This is a genomic window from Pantoea sp. Ep11b, from assembly GCF_040783975.1.
GTDB lineage: Bacteria > Pseudomonadota > Gammaproteobacteria > Enterobacterales > Enterobacteriaceae > Pantoea.
In genome coordinates, this window is the sequence record NZ_CP160631.1 from 1,803,697 (window position 1) to 1,823,500 (window position 19,804).

A 19,804-nucleotide genomic window follows, 5' to 3' on the forward strand; every position below is an offset into this window, starting at 1 on the left:
AATGAGGAGAAGGCGATGGACTCCGGAGATGATAAACTGATCGCAATTATTGGTTTACTGGCGGCCTGTCTGATCGGGGTAACGTTCCTGCTGACGATGGTCTGGCTGACCGACATTCGTCATCCTGTCGATCCCTCCCTGGACGTTCACTCCTGTACTCCCAAAACAAACCGGGCTCAGCACGCCTGATTTCGGGTGGTAAATTTAATCTGCTGACTGCGCAGTACCAGCGCTAACGCCTCATGCAGGTTGCGATTGCCGTTGGGATCGGCGAGTCCCAGCAGCGGACCGGGCGAACGCCGATCGTCGGCCCAGGCGGGATACTCCACTACCGGATAGAGCGAAATGCCCTCCACCGCGATGCCCTGATCCAGCGCCACCGTCACATTCTCTGCAACCTCCTGCAGCCAGGGCGCGCGTGCGTCACCCTCTGCGCCGGTTTCGGCGATCAGCATCGGGCGCTGATAACGCTCCCAGCAGCGGGCCAGCAGAATATGCAGCGGCACCCGCTCCGGGTCGGTCAGTGACATCGGCTGATCGGGGAAAAACCAGTGATTATCGGGATAGTAGTTCAGGCCGAGAATATCCAGACACGCTTCACTGCCGCCCAGCTCCTTATCGATCCGGCCCGCCAGCATATCCCAGGCTTCAAACTGCGCCTGATGCTGCGCATCGGCCCGGGGTTTACTGTCCGGGTTGTCAGGATGATGGGCAATCTGCACCAGTGGATCGGTCAGAACAAAGCGCGCATCGGGGTAAACCTCACGGATGGCATGAATCGCGGCCAGTGAGGCGCGGACCAGCTGACGTTTCAGCTCCCTGCCACGCCGGGCGGCATGAGGATTAAACCAGGCGACCTCCGCCCCGGCCCATGACCAGAAGGAGATCTGATTGATTGGGGTAAAGAAGGGGCGCTCAATGCCGCGGTCACGCATCAGCAGGGCCATCGCGCGGGCGAAACGGCAGAAGTGATCAACGAACTCCGCCTTCCAGATGTTCAGGTGGTCGGGGTAGCCGAAGTGGGCCAGCTCCCAGATGATCTCTATCTGCTGACGCTGTGCGGCATCCACCATCGGCAGAAAGCTCTGCCAGTCATACTGACCCGGGATCTTCTCGATCAGATGCCAGCGGGCGCCGTCGCGCGCGGTAAGCAGATGCTGGGTGGCCAGGGCGGCGTAATCTTTTTCCAGCAGCATGTCGTGTCCGCTGCTGATGACCATGTCGAGCCGTTTGCCGGGTGTGCGACAGGCGGCAGAGCAGGGAAAACTGCCCTGAAAAAAGCTGCGGAACAGGCTGGGATGGTAACGCGGGCCGGTATCTGTAAGGGGGTGATGAGACATATTCCTCTCCTGCCGGCCATTGCCGGTCACAGATCGTCCGGTTAAGTCTAGACTAAAAAACGCCCACAACTTTCACGCATTCGGAACAGCGGTATAGCGCCAGCGGTCGGACCGGGGAATAATAAAATAACAGCATCTTACAGGGAATTGTCATGACCGAAGCGTTTGAGCTCTCCCAGTCATCGGAACGTGCCAGCTGGCTGCAAAACCGGCTGGAACCCGTGTGTCAGCGCCATCCTGGGCTGAGCGGCATTCATCAACTCAGCGACGGACTGGATGCGTTTGCCGCCCGCTACCTGCTGATACAGAAAGCAGAGCGATCTCTCGATATTCAGTACTACATCTGGCAGAACGATCTTTCGGGCCGGTTGCTGTTCAGCGCCGTGCTGGAGGCCGCCCGGCGCGGGGTAAAGGTGAGGCTGCTGCTGGATGATAATAATACGCCGGGCCTGGACGACACGCTGGCGCAGCTTAACCGTCATCCCGGTATTGAAGTGCGTCTGTTTAATCCGTTCTCTTTCCGCACCCTGCGCGCGCTGGGTTATCTCACCGACTTCGCCCGGCTGAATCGCCGGATGCACAATAAAAGTTTTACCGTTGATGGGGTGACAACCGTGGTAGGCGGTCGCAACATTGGCGACGAATATTTCGGCACCGGCAATGAACCGCTGTTTGCCGATCTCGACGTGATGGCGATTGGTCCGGTAGTGAACGAAGTGGCCGACGATTTTGAACGCTACTGGCACAGCAAGCCAGTGTCGCCGCTACAGCAGGTGCTGGATGCCGGGGAGCCGGAGGAGGACAGCGTCAGTCTGCCTGCCGCGTGGCGTCACAGTGAACCGGTGCAGCGCTATCTGAAGCGTCTGGAAAACGCGTCGCTTCTGCAGGAGCTGGAGACGGGTACGCTGCCCCTGACCTGGGCCCGCGCACGTCTGCTGAGCGACGATCCGCGCAAGGGGCTGGGCAAGGCGCGCGCGCGGACGCTGCTGCCGCAGCGGATGCTGGAGGTGATCGGCACGCCGCAACAGCAGTTCGACATCATTTCCGCCTATTTTGTGCCGACCCGCGCGGGCGTGGCCCAGCTGCTGGCGCTGAAGCGCAAAGGGGTCAAAATTGCCATTCTGACCAACTCGCTGGCGGCTAACGATGTCTCGATTGTCCACGCCGGATACGCCAAGTGGCGTAAAAAATTGCTGCGTCACGGGATTGCACTGTATGAGCTGAAACCGCAGGCGACCCTGCAGGATGCCCCGCACGACCGGGGATTAACCGGTAATTCCGGCTCCAGCCTGCATGCCAAAACCTTTTCGGTGGATCAGCAGACGCTGTTTATCGGCTCGTTTAACTTCGACCCGCGATCGGCGATGCTGAATACCGAAATGGGGCTGGTAATCGAGAGTGCGGCGCTGGCCGGAGAGACGCATCAGCGTTTCAGTCAGTCGATGCGTGACCGGGCCTGGACGCTGCGGCTGGATAAGTGGGGGCGGGTTAACTGGCTGGAGTATCCGGGCGAAGCGCAGCAGATTGTGCACAAACATGAACCGGGCTGCTCCTGGTGGCAGCGGCTGCAGGTGCGATTAGTGTGGCGGCTGCCGATTGAGTGGCTGCTGTAAGCGCCTCGCGGCCTCAGTGAGCCTGCATCCCGGCAAAAAACGCAGAACCTGCCATCCCGGGCAGGCTCAGTAAGGGCGATTGCGCCCCTCATCCCTGAGAGGCGGCTGGCGCGAGCCCCCGGCACGTTAAGTCTCTGCACGCTTTGCCTTAAGGCCGGAAGTCACGGCTCGCGCTTATTGCGCCTGTTTACGTTCAGATTTCCCCGAGAACAGGAAGCGCAGCAGCGGGATGCGCAGATGGATCTCATAGAGCAGAAACGCGATGCCAAATACCATCAGCAGACCCATGAAAAAGCCCAGCGTGTTATTTTCAATCCGTGGCGTGACATAGATGCCATACAGCAGCGTCAGCGGATGGTGCACCAGATAGATAAACAGCGACGCGTTGACCAGATACAGGATGCGCGGCGAATGGGAATTGAGCAGCTTGTGACCCAGGCAGAAGCAGACGTTCAGCATACAGAGCCCCATCAGCGTCGTGATAATGGCATCCGTCTCATATAACCAGCCGTCGCCGCTGCCCAGACGCTGATTGGTGCAGTAGGCGACAAACAGCAGCAGCGCGCCGAACCACATCACCGGATTAAACCGCACAAACAGCGCCTTCAGCGGTGGATGCTTCCACGCCAGCGCCCCCAGCATAAAGAACGGCAGATAGAAGAGGGTCTGCATCACCACGATGTTGAACAGGCCATCCATCAGCCAGTTGGGCTGGAAGATAAACACCAGACGACGGAACAGACACCACACCAGCGCCCACGCCAGCACGCTGCCCGCCAGGGCACCCCAGCCGACCCGTGAGTAGTCGATTGTACGGTGCTGATCGCGCAGCCAGCGAAACGTCACCATGCCCAGGGTGGTGAGCATCACCAGCACGACCAGGAACCACAGGTGTGAGATCAGCTCCCACATGAGGTTGTTAAACTTCTGATAGGGGGTGAAGCGGGGCCAGTCAGCCAGTTTATCGGTCCAGGCCTTGAGCATGAAAAACTGCGGCAGGGTGATGAGTGGAACCGCCGTCAGCATCGGGATCCCGACCCGCTCCAGCCGCACCTTCAGGAAACGCCGTGGCTGATAGCGCAGATAGAGCATGTAGGAGAAGTAGCCCGAGATGACAAAAAAGACCTGCATGCGGAAGGAATGAATAAAATCATTCAGCAGCGTCAGCCACAGTGACGCCTCCTGGCTGTTCACTGCCCATTTCTGCGCAGAGTAGATGAGGGAAACGTGAAACGGAACCCCCAGTAACATTAGACAGGCGCGAATGGAGTCGAGGAAGTATTCACGTTCAGGTTTTACAGTACTCATAAAGTTCCAGTTCGTTAGTACGGTTGGCCGGTTTCACCCTGAAACCGGATTATCATCGGATGAAATTCTAGCTGCGATAAAGCGGGTATACTATCAGTAGAATCCGGAGTGTCTAATTGTCCTAAACTGGCGTTAAGCCTGCTGAAATGCAGGAACAATCTTGCGCATAAGCTGTCGGAAAACCGAATAATCCTTTAAGATAAACGGGTTTGATTTAAGCACACGAAAGGGGGGGATGTGCTGACTAAAGAAAAAAATAAAGCCGGACTGATGAAGGTACGCTGGATGGGTACTGCGGTTCTGCTGGCGTTGTATGCCAACAACAGTTGGGCGTTTAATATTGATGATGTTGCAGTTCAAGCCAAAGCGTTGGCAGGGAAAAGCTTCGAAGCGCCTAAAAGCAATTTACCCTCTCAGTTTCGTGAAATGAAATTTGCTGACTATCAGCAAATCCAGTTTAACCACGATAAAGCTTACTGGGGCAAACTGCGCACGCCATTCAAGCTGGAGTTCTATCATCAGGGGATGTACTTCGATACCCCGGTGCAGATCAACGAGGTGACCGCCAGCGCGGTGCGCGAGATTAAATACAACCCCGATTATTTCAATTTCGGTAACGTAAAACATGACGCCGATGCGGTGAAAAACCTCGGTTTTGCCGGTTTCAAAGTGCTTTACCCGCTGAACAACAAGGGTAAAAGCGATGAGATCGCCAGCTTCCTGGGTGCCAGCTACTTCCGCGTCATCGGTGCCGGTCAGGTCTATGGCCTGTCTGCGCGTGGACTGGCCATCGACACGGCATTGCCGTCCGGTGAAGAGTTCCCGCGCTTTAAAACGTTCTGGATTGAACGGCCGAAGCCGCAGGATAAACAGCTGGTGATCTATGCGCTGCTCGACTCGCCGCGTGCGACCGGCGCGTATCGCTTTGTGCTGCGTCCGGGTGAGGCGTCAACCGTAGACGTACAGTCGAAGGTTTACCTGCGTGACAACGTTGGCAAGCTGGGGATCGCCCCGCTGACCAGTATGTTCCTGTTTGGTCAGAATCAGCCGTCTGCGGTGAACAATTTCCGTCCGGCGCTGCACGATTCAGACGGTCTCTCCATCCACAACGGCAATGGAGAGTGGATCTGGCGTCCGCTGAACAACCCGCGTCATCTGGCGGTCAGCACCTATACCATCGAAAATCCAAAAGGCTTTGGTCTTCTGCAGCGCGGACGTGACTTCAGCAACTATCAGGATCTGGATGATCGTTACGACCTGCGTCCAAGCGGCTGGGTTGAACCGTTAGGCGACTGGGGTAAAGGCCGGGTGGAACTGGTTGAGATCCCGACGGCGGATGAAACCAACGACAACATCGTTGCATTCTGGACGCCGGAGAAACTGCCAGAGCCTGGCAAAGAGATGAACTTCAAATATCGTCTGCACTTCTCGCGCGACGAAAATCAGCTGCACTCTGACGATATCGCCTGGGTCAAAAATACCCTGCGTTCGGCAGGCGATGTGAAGCAGTCTAATCTGGTGCGTCAGCCGGATGGCACTGTGGCTTTCACCATCGACTTCGTGGGTAAAGACATGAGTAAGATGGCTGAAAACAGTCAGGTTGCGCCACAGGTCAGCGTTGGCAAGAATGCCGATGTGGTTGAGCAGAGCGTACGTTATAACCCGGTCACCAAAGGCTGGCGTCTGGTGTTGCGTCTGCGCGTGAAAGATGCCAAACAGTCCACCGAAATGCGGGCGGCGCTGGTCAGCGGCGACAAGACATTGACGGAAACCTGGAGCTATCAGTTACCTGCCAATGAATAAATCGACTTTTACACCTCAACGTTATGTGGACTCTCTGCCGCTGGATGCGGCAGGGAAGGCACGTCTCAGCGGTTCTTTACAGAATGCCGGGGCGTTCCACTTCATCCATGATGCGCTGGGCAGGGATGTCGCCGCCAGCGATCGCCCCGACGATGCACCGTTAAAATCGGTCTCATCGCGGGTTGAAATGGCCTGGCCGGATTCACTGGCCGACGGCCAGCAGCTGGGCAAGGATGATCTCGATCGCACCACGCTGAAGGCGATGCCGAAAGTCAAACGCTCCCTGATGTTCCCGGAAGCCTGGCGAACCAACCCGGTCGCCCGTGCCTGGGACTCACTGCGTGGACACAAAACGGTACCGCGTTACGCCAATGCGGAAGAGCAGCGTGCAGAAGAGAAGTGGCGTCATGTCGGTTCGATTCGCCGCTATATCCTGCTGATCCTGACCCTTTTCCAGACCGTGGTCGCCACCTGGTACATGAAGAGTATTCTGCCGTACCAGGGCTGGACGCTGCTGGATCCGATGGAGATGATCAACCAGAACTGGCAGCAGTCTGTGATGCAGATTCTGCCGTATGTGTTGCAGACCGGTATTCTGTTCCTGTTTGCGATCCTGTTCTGCTGGGTCTCTGCCGGTTTCTGGACGGCTCTGATGGGCTTCCTGCAGCTGCTGATCGGACGGGATAAATACAGTATCTCCTACTCGACCGTCGGGGATGAGCCGCTGAATCCGGCGCATCGGACCGCGTTGATCATGCCTATCTGTAACGAAGATGTGGAGCGTGTTTACGCGGGTCTGCGTGCGACCTGGGAATCCGTGGTTCGCACCGGTAACGCCGATCACTTCGATGTCTACATCCTGAGCGACAGCTACGATGCGGATATCGCCATCGCCGAACAGAAAGCCTGGATGGAGCTGGTGCGCGATGTCGGTGGCGCAGGCCGGATCTTCTATCGCCGCCGCCGTCGTCGTGTGAAGCGTAAAAGCGGCAACATCGATGACTTCTGCCGTCGCTGGGGCAGCAACTACAGCTATATGGTCGTGCTGGACGCCGACAGCGTCATGAGCGGTGAGTGTCTCACCGGCCTGGTGCGCATGATGGAAGCCAACCCGAACGCCGGGATCATCCAGTCGTCGCCGAAAGCTTCCGGTATGGACACGCTCTATGCGCGCTGTCAGCAGTTTGCGACCCGCGTCTACGGTCCGCTGTTCACCGCCGGTCTGCACTTCTGGCAACTGGGCGAGTCGCACTACTGGGGTCACAACGCCATTATCCGCGTGAAACCCTTTATCGAGCACTGCGCACTGGCGCCGCTGCCGGGTGAAGGCTCGTTTGCCGGTTCCATCATGTCGCATGACTTCGTAGAGGCTGCGCTGATGCGTCGTGCCGGCTGGGGCGTCTGGATTGCCTACGATCTGCCAGGCTCCTATGAGGAGCTGCCGCCGAACCTGCTGGATGAGCTGAAACGTGACCGCCGCTGGTGTCACGGTAACCTGATGAACTTCCGCCTGTTCCTGGTGAAAGGGATGCACCCGGTTCACCGCGCGGTGTTCCTGACCGGTGTGATGTCCTATCTCTCGGCGCCGCTCTGGTTTATGTTCCTGGCGCTGTCTACCGCCCTGCAGGTGGTGCACACGCTGATGGAACCGACCTACTTCCTGCAACCGCGGCAGCTGTTCCCGGTCTGGCCGCAGTGGCGTCCGGAGCTGGCCATCGCGCTCTTCTCGACCACGATGGTGCTGCTGTTCCTGCCGAAGATGCTGAGCGTGGTATTGATCTGGTTTAAAGGATCGAAAGCCTATGGCGGCCCGCTGCGCCTGCTGGCGTCGCTGGTGCTGGAAACGCTGTTCTCGGTGCTGCTGGCACCGGTGCGCATGCTGTTCCATACGGTCTTCGTGGTCAGCGCCTTCCTGGGCTGGGAAGTGGTGTGGAACTCGCCACAGCGTGATGATGATGCGACGCCGTGGAGAGAGGCATTTAAACGTCACGGTTCACAGATGGCACTGGGTCTGGTGTGGGCGATTGGTATGGGCCTGCTGGATCTCAATTTCCTCTGGTGGCTGGCACCGATTGTCTTCTCACTGATCCTGTCGCCGTTTGTTTCGGTGATGTCGAGTCGCGCCACGCTGGGGCTTAAGAGCAAGCGCGCGAAGCTGTTCCTGATCCCGGAAGAGTACGCACCGCCGCAGGAGCTGGTGGACACGGACCGCTATCTGGAGCTGAACCGTGAACGCGCACTGGAAAATGGCTTTATGCACGCTGTGTTCCACCCTGCGTTCAACGCGCTGGCCACGGCGCTGGCGACCTCACGTCACAAGCAGAGTCAGTTACTGGACTATGCCCGTGACCGTCGTGTGGACCAGGCGCTGAGCGATACGCCGGAGAAACTGAGCCGCGACCAGCGTCTGCAGCTGATCAGCGACCCGGTGGTACTGGCCCGCGTTCACACCCGGCTGTGGGAAGAGGCGGACAAGTATCATCAGTGGGTGGAGAGTTATCAGAAACTCTCCCTTAACCCTCACGCGCTGAAAAACGCGTAACCTGAAAAAGCGGCAGCGATGCCGCTTTTTTTTCGGATAAAAACCGGCACACAGTGGTAGATTGAGGTCTTACCGTCACCGCAACGCGTGTGACGACGTTAACGGCTGTCCGGGGCGGGTATCAGTGGTGAAAGGGTTTTTGAAGGCGGGCCTTATCGGTGTAGCCGTGCTGTGCTTAAGCGGCTGCGGCAGTATTATCAGCCGCACTTTTCCGGGGCAGGGGCACGGTAATCAATACTATCCCGGCGTGCAGTGGGATATCCGCGACAGCGGATGGCGGATCCTGACGATCCTCGACCTGCCGCTGTCGCTGGTGGTGGATACCCTGTTGCTACCCGTGGATGCCCGGCACGGGCCTTACGAGTAGCTGCGATCGGAATCGCTGTTGTCGTCTTCCCACTCCTGGGCCGCAGCTTCACCCTCTTCGGTGTCCAGCGGCGGTTCCAGCTGGAATTCTCCATCATCCCACTCATGCAGGGTGTTTTCCGCTAACCACTCCTGACGCAGTTCCACTTCGTCAAAGTCAGCATCAAAAATGGCCTGAGCGGCTTCACCGCTGCGGTATGGCATGCACTCCCCGGTATCCCCTTCATCTTCCAGGAACTCAGCCTGCCACATGATATCGCCATCCTGCATTACATACTTTTGCAGACCAAACTGGCTGATCGATGCATCCTCTTCCTCAAGCTCCGGATGATTCGCGAGGAACTCTTCTCGTGCAGCATCAATGGCTTCCTCTAACGTACTGTACATGCTCATTGCGCTTCTCCTTTACGGGTTCATTGACTGCGGGTTGATTTGATTTCAGTGAAGGATAGACGAAATTCAGGGGAGGGAAAGGCGCGGGCAGTGCAACTGGCGGGAAATAAGTCATTTCTCGCCAGTGAGCATCAGATCATCTTTTGCGGAAAGTGCAGAACCGGCTGAACAGACTCATGGATCACTGGCGCTGAGTAGCGGATACAACATTTTATACAGGGCTTCACCTTCTTAAAATTAATTCTGGCGATGGAAAGCGCCTGACTCAGATTATATAACGTACCGATAAAGATCACCGAATCCTTATCCGGCATCCGTTTGCACCCTTTACGATGGAGGAAGTGATAATTTTCCTGATCGGTGCCGATAGTAACGTAATAGTAGAGACCTTTATTCATATTATCTGTCCCGTTAGAGGTTTGCTGTGTGTGCTTTTTTTATAATTTTGTCAGAACCGTTAAAGGTCTGACGGTTAACCCCGAAATTACCGGGAACGATGAATTTCTTCAAATGCCATAACGGTCTATCGGGCTGTTAAAAAAATGTAAAATGGAATATAAGCCAAATCAGGTCAGCAATTCACTGTAAAATAAGTTAATTTTCATCAATTCATAAGAGGCGGGATACCATTAAGCGCGGCTAAATAGGATTAGGCCTGGCACGGGAAATAATCAGCACCAGAGTAAATTAAATATATTCTGCAGCAGGCGTAATGAATTAAAAGCCGAAAGGCACACATGCCGCCTGCGCTATTCTGAATTGATAAGACGATGTTATTTTAAACCCGCAGTGGGGCGGTTAATTATGCGTATGTGTATTTATGACTGGCTCTGCTGATGAATGAGAAAAAGGGCGGGACTGATTTATCTGGCAGGGAATGGCAACAGAAGCGCGCCAGATGCCTGTCAGACATCTGGCGCGAAAAGACTAATAACGCGAAGGTTCGCCTTCCGGGCGCGTTTTGAAACGGCGATGGAGCCACATGTACTGTTCCGGCGCCAGCAGCACGCCTTCCTCAACCACTTTGTTCATTCTGGCTGCGGTGACTTCGTCGCTTTCCAGGGTAAATTCACCGCTGATATCAGGCAGAATCATCAATTCATAGCCGCGACCGTCAGGCAGACGACGAGGCACGAAAGGAATGACGGCGGGCTTACCGGTACGGATCAGCAGATGCGTACCCACCGTGGTGGCGGCCTTTTCGACGGCAAAGAAGGGCACAAAGACGCTGCTGCGCGGACCATAGTCGTGATCGGGTGCGTACCAGATAATTTCACCCTGCTTCAGAGCGCGGATCATCCCCTTGAGATCTTTACGATCGATCATGCTCTTATTCGACCGCATCCTGCCTTTAACCTGCAGCCAGTCGATCAGCTTATTGTCATTCGGACGGTAAACGCCAATCCCGGGATTGTGGATACCAAACATGCGTGCACCAATTTCCAGCGTCAGAAAGTGCATGCCGATAAGCAGAATGCCGCGCTGGCTGTCGTGAGCCTGCTGAATATGCTCCAGACCTGAAGGCTTGTGCCATTTATTGATCCGCCAGTCGGGCCAGAACCACGCCATACCGGTTTCAATCAGGCCCATGCCGACCGATTCAAAATTGTGCTTGATCATCGCTTCGCGTTCATTCACCGGCATATCCGGGAAGGTTAATTCCAGATTCCGGCGGGCGATGCTGACGCGGCGCTTCATAAAACGCATCCCGATGCGGCCAATATTGCAGCCGAGAACATAGAGCAGGGGATAAGGAAGTAGCACCAAAAGATAAAGAGAAGCGACACCCAGCCAGGCCAGCCAATAGCGCGGGTGAAGCAGTTCTCGTGAAAACTGAGGCAACTGAGTCATATGAAGGTTAATTTTCCTGCGTCGCGCACCGTGCGGTGCTGATATTTCATTAATTTCTGCCATTGTGCCAGTTTTTATCGTGCGCATAAATATCGGTGACAGCACAGCCGACTGCGTAATCAATGCCAACGGCCCGGCTGTGATGATAAAAACAGCAACTGACGATCATTCCCGACACCGGCCTTTGCATCTTAGTGAAATCAGGTATCATGTTGCCGCTAAATTTCACCTATTGATAACAGGAAAGAACACCATGCCAGTGTTACATAACCTCGTTTCCAATAAAGAGCTGAAGGCGCGCATGCTGGCTGAAACGGAGCCGCGCACGACAGTCTCTTTTTATAAGTATTTTCAGATCGCCGATCCTAAAGCCTTTCGCGACGCGCTTTATGTTGGTCTGACCGCGCTCAAAGTTTTTGGCCGAGTCTACGTGGCGCACGAAGGGATCAATGCGCAGATCAGCGTGCCCGCCAGTCAGTACGAAAAGATGAAAGCGTGGCTCTATGCGTTCGACCCGGCGCTGGATAATCTGCGGATGAACATCGCCCTGGATGATGATGGGAAATCGTTCTGGGTACTGCGTCTGAAAGTGCGCGATCGCATCGTTGCCGATGGGATTGAGGATGAGACGTTTGATGCCAGCGATGTGGGCCACTACCTGAAAGCGGCCGACGTTAACGCCATGCTGGACGATCCTGACGCGCTGTTTGTGGATATGCGCAACCACTACGAATATGAAGTGGGCCGCTTCGACAACGCGCTGGAAGTGCCAGCCGATACGTTTCGCGATCAGCTGCCGATGGCGGTTGATATGCTGAAGGATAAGAAAGACAAGAAGATCGTCATGTACTGCACCGGCGGTATCCGCTGTGAAAAGGCGAGTGCCTGGATGCGCCATAACGGCTTTGAGGATGTTTACCACATTGAAGGCGGTATTATCGAGTATGCCCGCCGTGCCCGTGAGCAGGGATTACCGGTTCGCTTCAAAGGCAAAAACTTCGTGTTCGATGAGCGTATGGGTGAGCGGATCTCCGATGATGTGCTGTCGAACTGCCATCAGTGCGGTGAACCCTGCGATACCCACGTTAACTGCGTGAATGACGGCTGTCATCTGCTGTTTATCCAGTGTAAAGCGTGTGCAGAGAAGTTTGAAAACTGCTGTAGCCCGCTCTGTCAGGAAGAGGCAAAACTCTCGCCGGAAGAGCAGCGTGCCCGCCGGGCAGGACGTGAGAATGGTAATAAGATTTTTAACAAGTCCCGTGGCCTGTTAAACATGACGATTCCCGCGCCGCAGAAGAAATAAGCGTGGCCGCCTGAAGTGCGCTTCAGGCGGCTTGCCGTTTTACTGACGAATTCCTTCAACCGAGATCATCAGCTGAACCTTCTGTGAAGCAGGCCCCAGATCTTTGGTGATATTAAAATCCTTCAGGGCAATTTCGCCTTCCGCTTCAAAGCCTGCGCGATAGCCGCCCCACGGATCTTTTCCTTCGCCCAGCATTTTCGCCTCCAGCGTCACCGGTTTCGTCACGCCGTTCAGCGTCAGATCGCCGGTAATCTGCAGTTCATCGCCCTCTTTTTTCACCGCTGTCGATTTGAACGTCGCCTGCGGGTTTTTGCTGCTGTTCAGAAAGTCCGCGCTGCGCAGATGCTTGTCACGCTCGGCGTGATTGGTATCGACGCTGGCAGTATCAATCGTCACCTCGACCTTGTCTGCCGCCGGGTTCTTCTCATCAAAGGTAAAGCGGCCATCAAAGGTTTTAAAGGTGCCATACAGCCAGCTGTAACCCAGGTGCTGAATACGGAACTGGATAAAGGCGTGCTGGCCCTCCTTGTCGATTTTATAGTCTGCCGCATGGGCGCTCAGTGAGCCAAGCAGCAGGCTGGCGCTGGTCATCGCCAGCAACGTTTTCCTGAACATATTATCTATCCTTTTCAAGGGGAGTGGAGAGAGGGTAACCGGACATTCGTTTCAGGGTAATGTCGCGGTCGACGAAATGGTGTTTGAGCGCCGCGAGCCCATGCAGAACCGAAAGAATGATCACTGTCCAGGCGAGCCAGAGGTGAATATCGCCCGCCAGATCGGCCTGTTCACCTGCACCGCTGAACAGGGCGGGCAGAGTAAAGAGGTTAAAGACGGTGATGGGCTTTCCGTCCGCGGTGGAGATCAGATAGCCGCTAATCAGAATCGCCAGCAGCAGGGTGTAGAGCAGCAGGTGCGCCACCACGGCGCTGATGCGCACCAGCGGCGAATATGAGCTGAGCGGTTCTGGCGGCGGAGAAATAACGCGCCACAGCAGGCGAACAATCAGCGTCAGAAACAGGATCACGCCAATGCTTTTATGAATCTCCGGGGCGTCGTGATACCAGCTGTCGTAATAGCCAAGACCGACCATCCATAATCCCAGCGCAAACATGGCATATATCGCCAGCGCCATTGTCCAGTGCAGCAGCACAGCAATCAGTCCGAACTGATGAGAGGTATTCCGTATTAACATAATGAGGCGTTCACAGGGAAATAATATGAAATAAGCATCTACATTATGAAATATAAAAGCAATCGTCCTTACGCTTCTATAAATTCTGGCGTGGCCCAATAAATGACTGAATAAAAGTCGGGATAATGCGCAATATTATTGAATGAGAATTTTCCAGGACAGGACGCGGTCAACGAAATAGCGGGGAAATTAACATTAAGGGCGAAACAGCCGTGCCCTTATCTGTCAGTAATAATCAGGTTTCGTCAATTTTTGTCAGCCGGAGGCGTGCGTGACGATCCCCTCCGGCTGCAATATCAGAAGCGGGAAAGTCGGAAGGGCGTTAAATCAAAGGAGAAGGGTTTTCCCTGAGCAAATTCCGCCGCCAGCTCGCCTAAGACGCTGGCAAATTTAAACCCGTGTCCGCTGAGACCGGTAATCACCAGCCGATCGGGTTCCCCCGGCAGGGTATCAATAATAAAATCTTCATCCGGACTGAAGTCATAGCTGCACGCTTCACCGTGCAGACAGACGCCCACTCCCGGCAAAAACTGACGCAGGAAGCTAAAGGCTTCGCTGCCATCGGAGGCGACAGTGCCAAAGGGTCTGCGATCCTCTGGCTGCTGCATCCGCTGGCCGCCATCATGACGGCCCACTTTCAGGGCGTTGTTATCTGCCGGGAAACCGTAGAACTGGCTGCCGTCGCGCATCTCCACGGTAAAACCGGGGAACTGGTTATTTTCACTGTAGCGGCCATCGGCCTGATACCAGGCAAATACTTTGCGGGTCGGGGCGACCGGCAGATCCGGGACCAGTTTTCCGACCCAGGTGCCCGCGCTGACCAGCATTTTACGCCCCCGGTAGACACCATCCAGCGTAGTCACCTGCTGCAGGTCGCCATCGCGGCCCAGCGCGGAAACCGGGCAGTTGAACAGCTGCGCACAGCCTGCCTGTTCGGCCAGCTGGATCCAGCTGCGAACCGCCTGTTCGCATTTCAGAAAACCGGACTGCGGTTCGAATACGCCCAGATAACCCTCCGGCACGTTAATCTGCGGCCAGCGTTTGCGCACCTCATCGGGCTGCATCACCTGAATATTGAGCTGCCAGCGGGTGGCGCTGTCGATGACGTTGCGGATAAACGGCGACGCCTGCGGGGCCAGGTTTAGCACGCCACTGCGATGCATGATGCGTTCACCAGCCTGCTGCTCCAGCTCATCCCACAGCGTCTGCGCCCGCAGCACCAGCGGAACATAGCGTTCGCCTTCGCCATAAGCGTGACGAATCAGGCGGCTCTCGCCATGATGAGTGCCCTGCTGATGGGGAGGGTGGGCACTGTCGATCATCAGCACCGATAAACCCGCCTGGGTGGCATAGTAGCCTGCCGCCGCGCCCACCGAGCCGCTGCCAACGACAATAAGATCATAAATCATGATAACCACGCTCTAAGAGTCAGATAATCAAAAGCATACCAGAAACAGAAACGAAAAAGGCACCCCTGAGGGTGCCTGTCTGATGTGGCAGAAATTAATGCTTACTGAGGAGTCGCTCTATCTGTTCGGCTGATTCTATCTTGGCAATCCCCGCTTCGAGGATCGAGATAAACTGCCTTGCCACATCCGTTGTCAGCCAGTAGGTAGGGCCAACATCCGCTTCTTCTTCTTTTTGATCCTGCGACGACAACGAGTGCAGGCGGATCATCATGGCGTCATAACTGTCAACGGTACTGATATCCCAGCCCACCAGCGGGTGAGTCTGAATCACATCTTTTCTGTCCATTATAACCTCCTTATTACTCGTTAAACGAAGTGCATGGTGAGGTTCAATGCGGCTTTTTTATTCCAGTCGGAAAACAATTATAACAGTAATCCCGGGTATCACTGTTTAAAAAGTGCCGTGAAACAGCTTCTCACAGAACATTCGTGTTTAACAGGCCGGAGATGAAAAATAAAATGCCTGACGGGCAGGCATTTTTATCATGATTCAATGGACAGGCAAAAAGCGGATAAGGCCAGATCGGATCAAAGCGTCGGCGTTTCCGGCACGATGCCGCCGCCACGTCTCTGAACGCTTTCTGCCAGACGGGCAAAGTGCTGCTGGAGCTGCTCATCGTGATTCTGGTTCTGGGCTTCCAGCGACAGATTATGCGCCAGCAGCTGGCTGGCCCGATCGTCAAGACAGAACATCAGACTGGAAAAGGCATTTTCCAGCACCGTCAAACGACGCTGCTGGTCGCCAATCAGTGCCAGCAACTCACCAAAGGTCATCGCCTCTTCTGGTTTATCAGTAGTCATGGTGTCGCATCTCCTGTTATGCGTGACGAGCGCAAGCATAGGGCATTGATCATTCAGAGTCTAGATGCTGGGCGGGGGAAGCGCGAGAGGGGAGAAAAGATAAAAAAACCGGGTGGCGACACCCGGAAAAAAACACAGTGGCGGTTAATCAGTAATGAACCAGTCGTCAGCGCTTTCCCACGTCTGCTGCAGGATCTCGCTGATCTGGTCGCGCGTCTCTTTTCCACCGCCCAGCACGCTGAGATTGTTGGTACTGGCGTAACGCACCTTGACGTGGTTGGTCGAGTCAGGGAACTGTTCATCGATGCGGCGCGACAGCTCGTCGCTTAATGCTTCGATTGCGCCAGCAGGAAGAGGTCGGGTATTTGATACGGTAATTTCAACGCGCATAACAGCCTCCGGTTAAGATACTGTATATATTTACAGTATCCGCAGGCCGGAGGCAAGCGAAATTATGCGATGCGCCAGTTCAGCGTCTCACCGGCCAGGAACGGCACCAGTGAGTGGCTGCCCAGAGCGATGGTGTCCGGCACCTGCCAGGTTTCACGCACCAGCGTAATTGTGCCTTCATTCAGCGGCAGGCCATAAAAACGCGGGCCATTCTCCGAACAGAACGCCTCAAAGTGCTCCAGCGCCCCCAGCTCTTCAAATACGGTGGCGTAGGCGGGCAGTGACGTCGGCGCATTAAATACCCCGGCACAGCCGCAGCTGGACTCTTTGAGATGGCGCAGATGCGGCGCGGTGTCGGTGCCCAGGAAGAAGCGTGGATGGCCGCTCGCCACCACCTTGCGCAGCGCCTCCTGATGCACGTTGCGCTTGAGGATCGGCAGGCAGTAGAGATGCGGACGGATGCCGCCCACCAGCATGTGGTTACGGTTAAACATCAGATGCTGCGGGGTAATGGTCGCCCCCAGGTTCTCATCGGCAGCGGCAACGTAGTCCGCGGCATCCTGGGTAGTAATATGCTCCATTACCACTTTCAGCGCCGGGAACTGGCGGCGCAGCGGCTCCATCACCGTTTCGATAAAGCGCGCTTCACGATCAAAGATATCGACATGCGCCGCGGTCACCTCACCGTGCACCAGCAGCGGCATGCCCAGCGTCTGCATCCGCTCCAGCACCCGCGCAATCGAGGCGATGTCGGTCACGCCGTGGCTGGAGTTGGTGGTCGCGTGGGCCGGATAGAGTTTGGCGGCAGTGAACAGACCGGCGGTGAAACCGCGCTCAAGCTCATCCGGGTCGAGGGAGTCGGTCAGATAGCAGGTCATCAGCGGGGTAAACTTATGATCGTCGGGCAGTGCCGCCAGAATACGCTCGCGATAGGCTTCCCCCGCCGCAACGCTGGTCACAGGCGGCACCAGGTTTGGCATCACAATGGCACGACCATTTACCGCGCTGGTATAGGGCAGGACCGTTTTGAGCATCTCATCGTCGCGCAGATGAATATGCCAGTCGTCAGGGCGACGCAGGGTAAGTTGCTGAGGGTGTGCTGTCATCAGTGAAGCTCCGGCAGAAGAGAAAACAAAAGGCGTGTTTTGGCCGGGGTCTAAGCATAAGGATTCAGGCAACCGTTTGCACCTGCTTTTTATGCAGAAAAGAAAAACCGCGCCAGAGGCGCGGCATTCGGGCTTACTGCGTAAAAGGGATCACCAGCTCGCCAGGCTTCACTTCCAGCCCTTTCGCGAACCGCTTCGCCAGCGACTCGCCTTTGCTGCGGTCGGCGCTGAGAACGTAGGCGGGCTTCTGATCAAAATAGCTCTTCAGCGACTGATTGAGGTAGGGGGTCAGCGTCTTCATGATCGCGGCCATTTTTTCCGGTGCCACCTGCGCATCGGTAATCTCCAGATCGCGCAGATAGATGGCACCCTGTTGCGGATCGTAGACCGGCTGAGCCCGCATCTTCAGCTGCATATCGGCCTGCTGTGGCCCGAACAGCGAGGTGACGTTGATTTTGGCACTGCCGGAGAGGGTCACTTTGCCCGGCTCTTCGCGACCAATCTGACTGCTGAGATTGTTCAGCACGATGTGCGCGTTAACCAGTCCGGAAACGCCAATATCTTTCTCATAGTTGTTATGCTTCTGCAGCGCCTGGTTAACTTCCTGCTCGCTGATGGTGTATTGCATCAGCTTATTACAGCCGCTCAGCAGCAGGGCGAACAGCAGGGCGGTCAGCACGAAAAAAGCCTTTTTCATCGATCGATATCCTGAATATCAGAGCCAGTAAACAGGCCATAGCCTGCCTGAATGTAGGGCGGGTGTCATCAGGAAAGGGATGAGAAACGCCGCAGCGCCTCTCATCTGGCGGGTCAGTGGGCGATGGAGGAGAGCAGATTGACCTGGGTCTGTTTTGCCATGTTATCGCGATAGTCGGCGACCCGGGCGGGCCAGTCGATACCGGCTACCAGCGTCAGCGAGCGCAGCAGGGGGAAGAGGCTAAAATCGTCTTCCGATAGCTCGCCGTTGACCGCATTGGGCTGGACGATAAGCCTGTCGAGCTTGCGCAGGTCATCGCTGACATTTTTGATCAATCCGGCCGAATGGCTCTTCAGTGCGGCAAAGTCGCCTATGCTCACCTGCTTTTTCGTGCGGAAATAGTTGCGCGCCTCTGGCGTAGCAAACTCGGCAAACGCCGCCTCTGCAATGCGTGGCAGTAGCAGCTTGTTCACATAGCTGTTCATGTGACGCAGCCAGTCGGCGATGGCCGGATTCAGCGCGCCGGTGATCAGCGGCGCGTGATCCTGTTGATCCACGTAGTGGACAATCTCCATGCTCTCCGGCATGGCGCTGCCATCCTGCTTCTGCAGAATTGGCACCATTTTTTTGCCAACCAGACGGACTGGCGTCTCTTCATCATCGTTGAGCATCACCACCAGCTCAACCGGCACATTTTTCAGACCAAAAATCATGCGCGCTTTCACGCAGAAAGGGCAGTGGTCATAGATATAGAGCTTCATCCTGATCTCCCGTATAGCAGGTTTAGGGTTTAACAGCATGAATCAATTCATGCTGTTTTGCGGACCCATAAAAAGTATGGAAGAGATTAGTGGACAGGGCAAACCGGGGTCGCGGGCGGCCAGCAGCGTCACCGTCGCAGGTGGCGATAACCGTGCGAAATCAACCGCTTTATGGCAGAACCGCAGTAACGTTTTACCCTAGCCCGGGTGGCGGTTATAGTGAAGGCCGGGTAATGACGGCTCATCTCTATCAGCCATTGATTTCAGGAGTCAGGATGTTTGGCTATCGTTCTGCCGCGCCCAGGGTGCGCTTAACCACCGACAGGCTGGTGGTTCGTCTGGTTCACGAACGTGATGCCTGGCGAATGGCAGATTACTATGCGGAAAACCGCCTTTTTCTCAAACCGTGGGAGCCGGTGCGCGATGACAGCCACTGCTACCCCTCTGGCTGGCAGGCGCGACTCGGCCTCATTACTGACCTGCATAAACAGGGGTCGGCCTTCTATTTCATTCTGATGGACAGCGAAGAAACCGAAGTGCGGGGCGTGGCGAACTTCAGCAACGTGCTGCGCGGCTCCTTTCACGCCTGTTACCTTGGCTATTCACTGGGTGAAAAGTGGCAGGGCCAGGGACTGATGTTCGAAGCACTGCAGGCGGCTATCCGCTATATGCAGCGCCAGCAGCATATGCATCGCATCATGGCCAACTACATGCCACACAATCAGCGCAGCGGCGATCTGCTGGCGCGGCTCGGGTTTGAAAAAGAGGGCTACGCGAAAGATTATCTTCTGATCGACGGGCGCTGGCAGGATCACGTACTGACGGCGTTAACCCAGCAGGAATGGACGCCTGACCGGCGTGGACACTAA

21 protein-coding genes are annotated in these 19,804 nt (G+C 55.8%); 7 read left to right on the forward strand and 14 right to left on the reverse strand.

Going from position 1 to position 19,804, the window contains the following annotated elements; translation table 11 throughout:
* Nucleotides 1–15 precede the first annotated feature (15 nt).
* Complete coding sequence (locus tag AB1748_RS08485; RefSeq protein ID WP_199559963.1) at nt 16–189, forward strand: hypothetical protein; 174 nt, start codon at nt 16–18, stop codon at nt 187–189.
* Here AB1748_RS08485 and AB1748_RS08490 read toward each other — a convergent pair.
* On the reverse strand, nt 177–1,340 hold the full coding sequence (locus AB1748_RS08490) for a beta-glucosidase (protein WP_293773976.1): 1,164 nt from the start codon (nt 1,338–1,340) through the stop codon (nt 177–179). The genes AB1748_RS08485 and AB1748_RS08490 overlap by 13 nt on opposite strands.
* 152 nt (nt 1,341–1,492) lie before the next feature.
* Here AB1748_RS08490 and AB1748_RS08495 point away from each other — a divergent pair, with 152 nt between their 5' ends.
* On the forward strand, nt 1,493–2,953 hold the full coding sequence (locus AB1748_RS08495) for a phospholipase D family protein (RefSeq protein ID WP_111138607.1): 1,461 nt from the start codon (nt 1,493–1,495) through the stop codon (nt 2,951–2,953).
* A 174-nt stretch (nt 2,954–3,127) separates the two neighbouring features.
* Here the strand turns inward: AB1748_RS08495 and mdoC are convergent, their stop codons facing one another.
* Nucleotides 3,128–4,261, reverse strand: coding sequence for a glucans biosynthesis protein MdoC (mdoC, locus tag AB1748_RS08500; RefSeq protein WP_111138608.1), 1,134 nt, complete (start codon nt 4,259–4,261; stop codon nt 3,128–3,130).
* A 267-nt stretch (nt 4,262–4,528) separates the two neighbouring features.
* On the opposite strand from mdoC, the gene AB1748_RS08505 reads away from it, so the two are divergent.
* The 3 genes from AB1748_RS08505 (at nt 4,529) to AB1748_RS08515 (ending at nt 8,973) form a co-directional block, all read left to right on the forward strand.
* A complete protein-coding gene (locus AB1748_RS08505) occupies nt 4,529–6,064 on the forward strand; it encodes a glucan biosynthesis protein G (RefSeq protein WP_199559964.1) in 1,536 nt (511 codons plus the stop codon).
* A complete protein-coding gene (gene mdoH / locus AB1748_RS08510; RefSeq protein ID WP_111138609.1) occupies nt 6,057–8,606 on the forward strand; it encodes a glucans biosynthesis glucosyltransferase MdoH in 2,550 nt (849 codons plus the stop codon). The genes AB1748_RS08505 and mdoH overlap by 8 nt, the downstream gene beginning before the upstream one ends.
* 127 nt (nt 8,607–8,733) lie before the next feature.
* The gene (locus AB1748_RS08515; RefSeq protein ID WP_111138714.1) at nt 8,734–8,973 is read left to right on the forward strand and encodes a YceK/YidQ family lipoprotein; all 240 of its coding nucleotides are present in this window, start codon (nt 8,734–8,736) and stop codon (nt 8,971–8,973) included.
* On the opposite strand, the gene AB1748_RS08520 is transcribed toward AB1748_RS08515, so the two are convergent.
* The 3 genes from AB1748_RS08520 to AB1748_RS08530 form a co-directional block, all read right to left on the reverse strand.
* Nucleotides 8,964–9,365, reverse strand: coding sequence for a MysB family protein (locus AB1748_RS08520; RefSeq protein ID WP_111138610.1), 402 nt, complete (start codon nt 9,363–9,365; stop codon nt 8,964–8,966). The two genes, AB1748_RS08515 and AB1748_RS08520, sit on opposite strands and share 10 nt — an antisense overlap.
* 131 nt (nt 9,366–9,496) lie before the next feature.
* Nucleotides 9,497–9,763: a hypothetical protein gene (locus AB1748_RS08525; RefSeq protein WP_111138611.1), complete on the reverse strand. Its 267-nt coding sequence runs from the start codon at nt 9,761–9,763 to the stop codon at nt 9,497–9,499.
* Between the two features lie 529 nt (nt 9,764–10,292).
* Complete coding sequence (locus tag AB1748_RS08530) at nt 10,293–11,216, reverse strand: Kdo(2)-lipid IV(A) acyltransferase (protein WP_111138612.1); 924 nt, start codon at nt 11,214–11,216, stop codon at nt 10,293–10,295.
* Nucleotides 11,217–11,469: 253 nt separating this feature from the next.
* Between AB1748_RS08530 and AB1748_RS08535 the strand changes: the two genes are divergently transcribed.
* Entirely contained in the window at nt 11,470–12,519 is a 1,050-nt protein-coding gene (locus AB1748_RS08535) for a rhodanese-related sulfurtransferase (protein WP_111138613.1), read from the forward strand.
* A gap of 39 nt (nt 12,520–12,558) precedes the next feature.
* Here the strand turns inward: AB1748_RS08535 and AB1748_RS08540 are convergent, their stop codons facing one another.
* From AB1748_RS08540 to grxB, 9 genes are all read right to left on the reverse strand, one after another.
* Nucleotides 12,559–13,134 (reverse strand): YceI family protein, encoded by a 576-nt coding sequence (locus AB1748_RS08540; protein WP_111138614.1) that lies wholly within the window; start codon nt 13,132–13,134, stop codon nt 12,559–12,561.
* 1 nt (nt 13,135) lies between these two features.
* Nucleotides 13,136–13,711: a cytochrome b gene (locus tag AB1748_RS08545; RefSeq protein WP_367396240.1), complete on the reverse strand. Its 576-nt coding sequence runs from the start codon at nt 13,709–13,711 to the stop codon at nt 13,136–13,138.
* 296 nt (nt 13,712–14,007) lie between these two features.
* Complete coding sequence (solA, locus tag AB1748_RS08550) at nt 14,008–15,120, reverse strand: N-methyl-L-tryptophan oxidase (RefSeq protein WP_293773987.1); 1,113 nt, start codon at nt 15,118–15,120, stop codon at nt 14,008–14,010.
* 94 nt (nt 15,121–15,214) lie between these two features.
* Nucleotides 15,215–15,466 (reverse strand): biofilm formation regulator BssS, encoded by a 252-nt coding sequence (gene bssS / locus AB1748_RS08555; RefSeq protein ID WP_111138617.1) that lies wholly within the window; start codon nt 15,464–15,466, stop codon nt 15,215–15,217.
* A 242-nt stretch (nt 15,467–15,708) separates the two neighbouring features.
* Nucleotides 15,709–15,981, reverse strand: a complete 273-nt coding sequence (locus AB1748_RS08560) for a hypothetical protein (RefSeq protein ID WP_111138618.1) — start codon at nt 15,979–15,981, stop codon at nt 15,709–15,711.
* Between the two features lie 144 nt (nt 15,982–16,125).
* Nucleotides 16,126–16,371, reverse strand: a complete 246-nt coding sequence (dinI, locus tag AB1748_RS08565) for a DNA damage-inducible protein I (protein ID WP_111138619.1) — start codon at nt 16,369–16,371, stop codon at nt 16,126–16,128.
* A gap of 62 nt (nt 16,372–16,433) precedes the next feature.
* Nucleotides 16,434–17,477 (reverse strand): dihydroorotase, encoded by a 1,044-nt coding sequence (gene pyrC, locus AB1748_RS08570; RefSeq protein WP_111138620.1) that lies wholly within the window; start codon nt 17,475–17,477, stop codon nt 16,434–16,436.
* A gap of 133 nt (nt 17,478–17,610) precedes the next feature.
* The gene (locus AB1748_RS08575; protein ID WP_367396241.1) at nt 17,611–18,174 is read right to left on the reverse strand and encodes a lipoprotein; all 564 of its coding nucleotides are present in this window, start codon (nt 18,172–18,174) and stop codon (nt 17,611–17,613) included.
* Between the two features lie 113 nt (nt 18,175–18,287).
* Nucleotides 18,288–18,935, reverse strand: a complete 648-nt coding sequence (gene grxB, locus AB1748_RS08580; RefSeq protein ID WP_293773993.1) for a glutaredoxin 2 — start codon at nt 18,933–18,935, stop codon at nt 18,288–18,290.
* A 275-nt stretch (nt 18,936–19,210) separates the two neighbouring features.
* Between grxB and rimJ the strand changes: the two genes are divergently transcribed.
* A complete protein-coding gene (gene rimJ, locus AB1748_RS08585; protein ID WP_367396242.1) occupies nt 19,211–19,804 on the forward strand; it encodes a ribosomal protein S5-alanine N-acetyltransferase in 594 nt (197 codons plus the stop codon).

Excerpts from the sequence above, each read along its gene's own strand:
- AB1748_RS08485 (WP_199559963.1), top strand. The coding sequence starts at position 16 with ATGGACTCCGGAGATGATAAACTGATCGCAATTATTGGTTTACTGGCG.
- AB1748_RS08490 (WP_293773976.1), bottom strand. The coding sequence starts at position 1,340 with ATGTCTCATCACCCCCTTACAGATACCGGCCCGCGTTACCATCCCAGC.
- AB1748_RS08495 (WP_111138607.1), top strand. The coding sequence starts at position 1,493 with ATGACCGAAGCGTTTGAGCTCTCCCAGTCATCGGAACGTGCCAGCTGG.
- mdoC (WP_111138608.1), bottom strand. The coding sequence starts at position 4,261 with ATGAGTACTGTAAAACCTGAACGTGAATACTTCCTCGACTCCATTCGC.
- mdoH (WP_111138609.1), top strand. The coding sequence starts at position 6,057 with ATGAATAAATCGACTTTTACACCTCAACGTTATGTGGACTCTCTGCCG.
- AB1748_RS08520 (WP_111138610.1), bottom strand. The coding sequence starts at position 9,365 with ATGAGCATGTACAGTACGTTAGAGGAAGCCATTGATGCTGCACGAGAA.
- AB1748_RS08525 (WP_111138611.1), bottom strand. The coding sequence starts at position 9,763 with ATGAATAAAGGTCTCTACTATTACGTTACTATCGGCACCGATCAGGAA.
- AB1748_RS08530 (WP_111138612.1), bottom strand. The coding sequence starts at position 11,216 with ATGACTCAGTTGCCTCAGTTTTCACGAGAACTGCTTCACCCGCGCTAT.
- AB1748_RS08535 (WP_111138613.1), top strand. The coding sequence starts at position 11,470 with ATGCCAGTGTTACATAACCTCGTTTCCAATAAAGAGCTGAAGGCGCGC.
- AB1748_RS08540 (WP_111138614.1), bottom strand. The coding sequence starts at position 13,134 with ATGTTCAGGAAAACGTTGCTGGCGATGACCAGCGCCAGCCTGCTGCTT.
- AB1748_RS08545 (WP_367396240.1), bottom strand. The coding sequence starts at position 13,711 with ATGTTAATACGGAATACCTCTCATCAGTTCGGACTGATTGCTGTGCTG.
- solA (WP_293773987.1), bottom strand. The coding sequence starts at position 15,120 with ATGATTTATGATCTTATTGTCGTTGGCAGCGGCTCGGTGGGCGCGGCG.
- bssS (WP_111138617.1), bottom strand. The coding sequence starts at position 15,466 with ATGGACAGAAAAGATGTGATTCAGACTCACCCGCTGGTGGGCTGGGAT.
- AB1748_RS08560 (WP_111138618.1), bottom strand. The coding sequence starts at position 15,981 with ATGACTACTGATAAACCAGAAGAGGCGATGACCTTTGGTGAGTTGCTG.
- dinI (WP_111138619.1), bottom strand. The coding sequence starts at position 16,371 with ATGCGCGTTGAAATTACCGTATCAAATACCCGACCTCTTCCTGCTGGC.
- pyrC (WP_111138620.1), bottom strand. The coding sequence starts at position 17,477 with ATGACAGCACACCCTCAGCAACTTACCCTGCGTCGCCCTGACGACTGG.
- AB1748_RS08575 (WP_367396241.1), bottom strand. The coding sequence starts at position 18,174 with ATGAAAAAGGCTTTTTTCGTGCTGACCGCCCTGCTGTTCGCCCTGCTG.
- grxB (WP_293773993.1), bottom strand. The coding sequence starts at position 18,935 with ATGAAGCTCTATATCTATGACCACTGCCCTTTCTGCGTGAAAGCGCGC.
- rimJ (WP_367396242.1), top strand. The coding sequence starts at position 19,211 with ATGTTTGGCTATCGTTCTGCCGCGCCCAGGGTGCGCTTAACCACCGAC.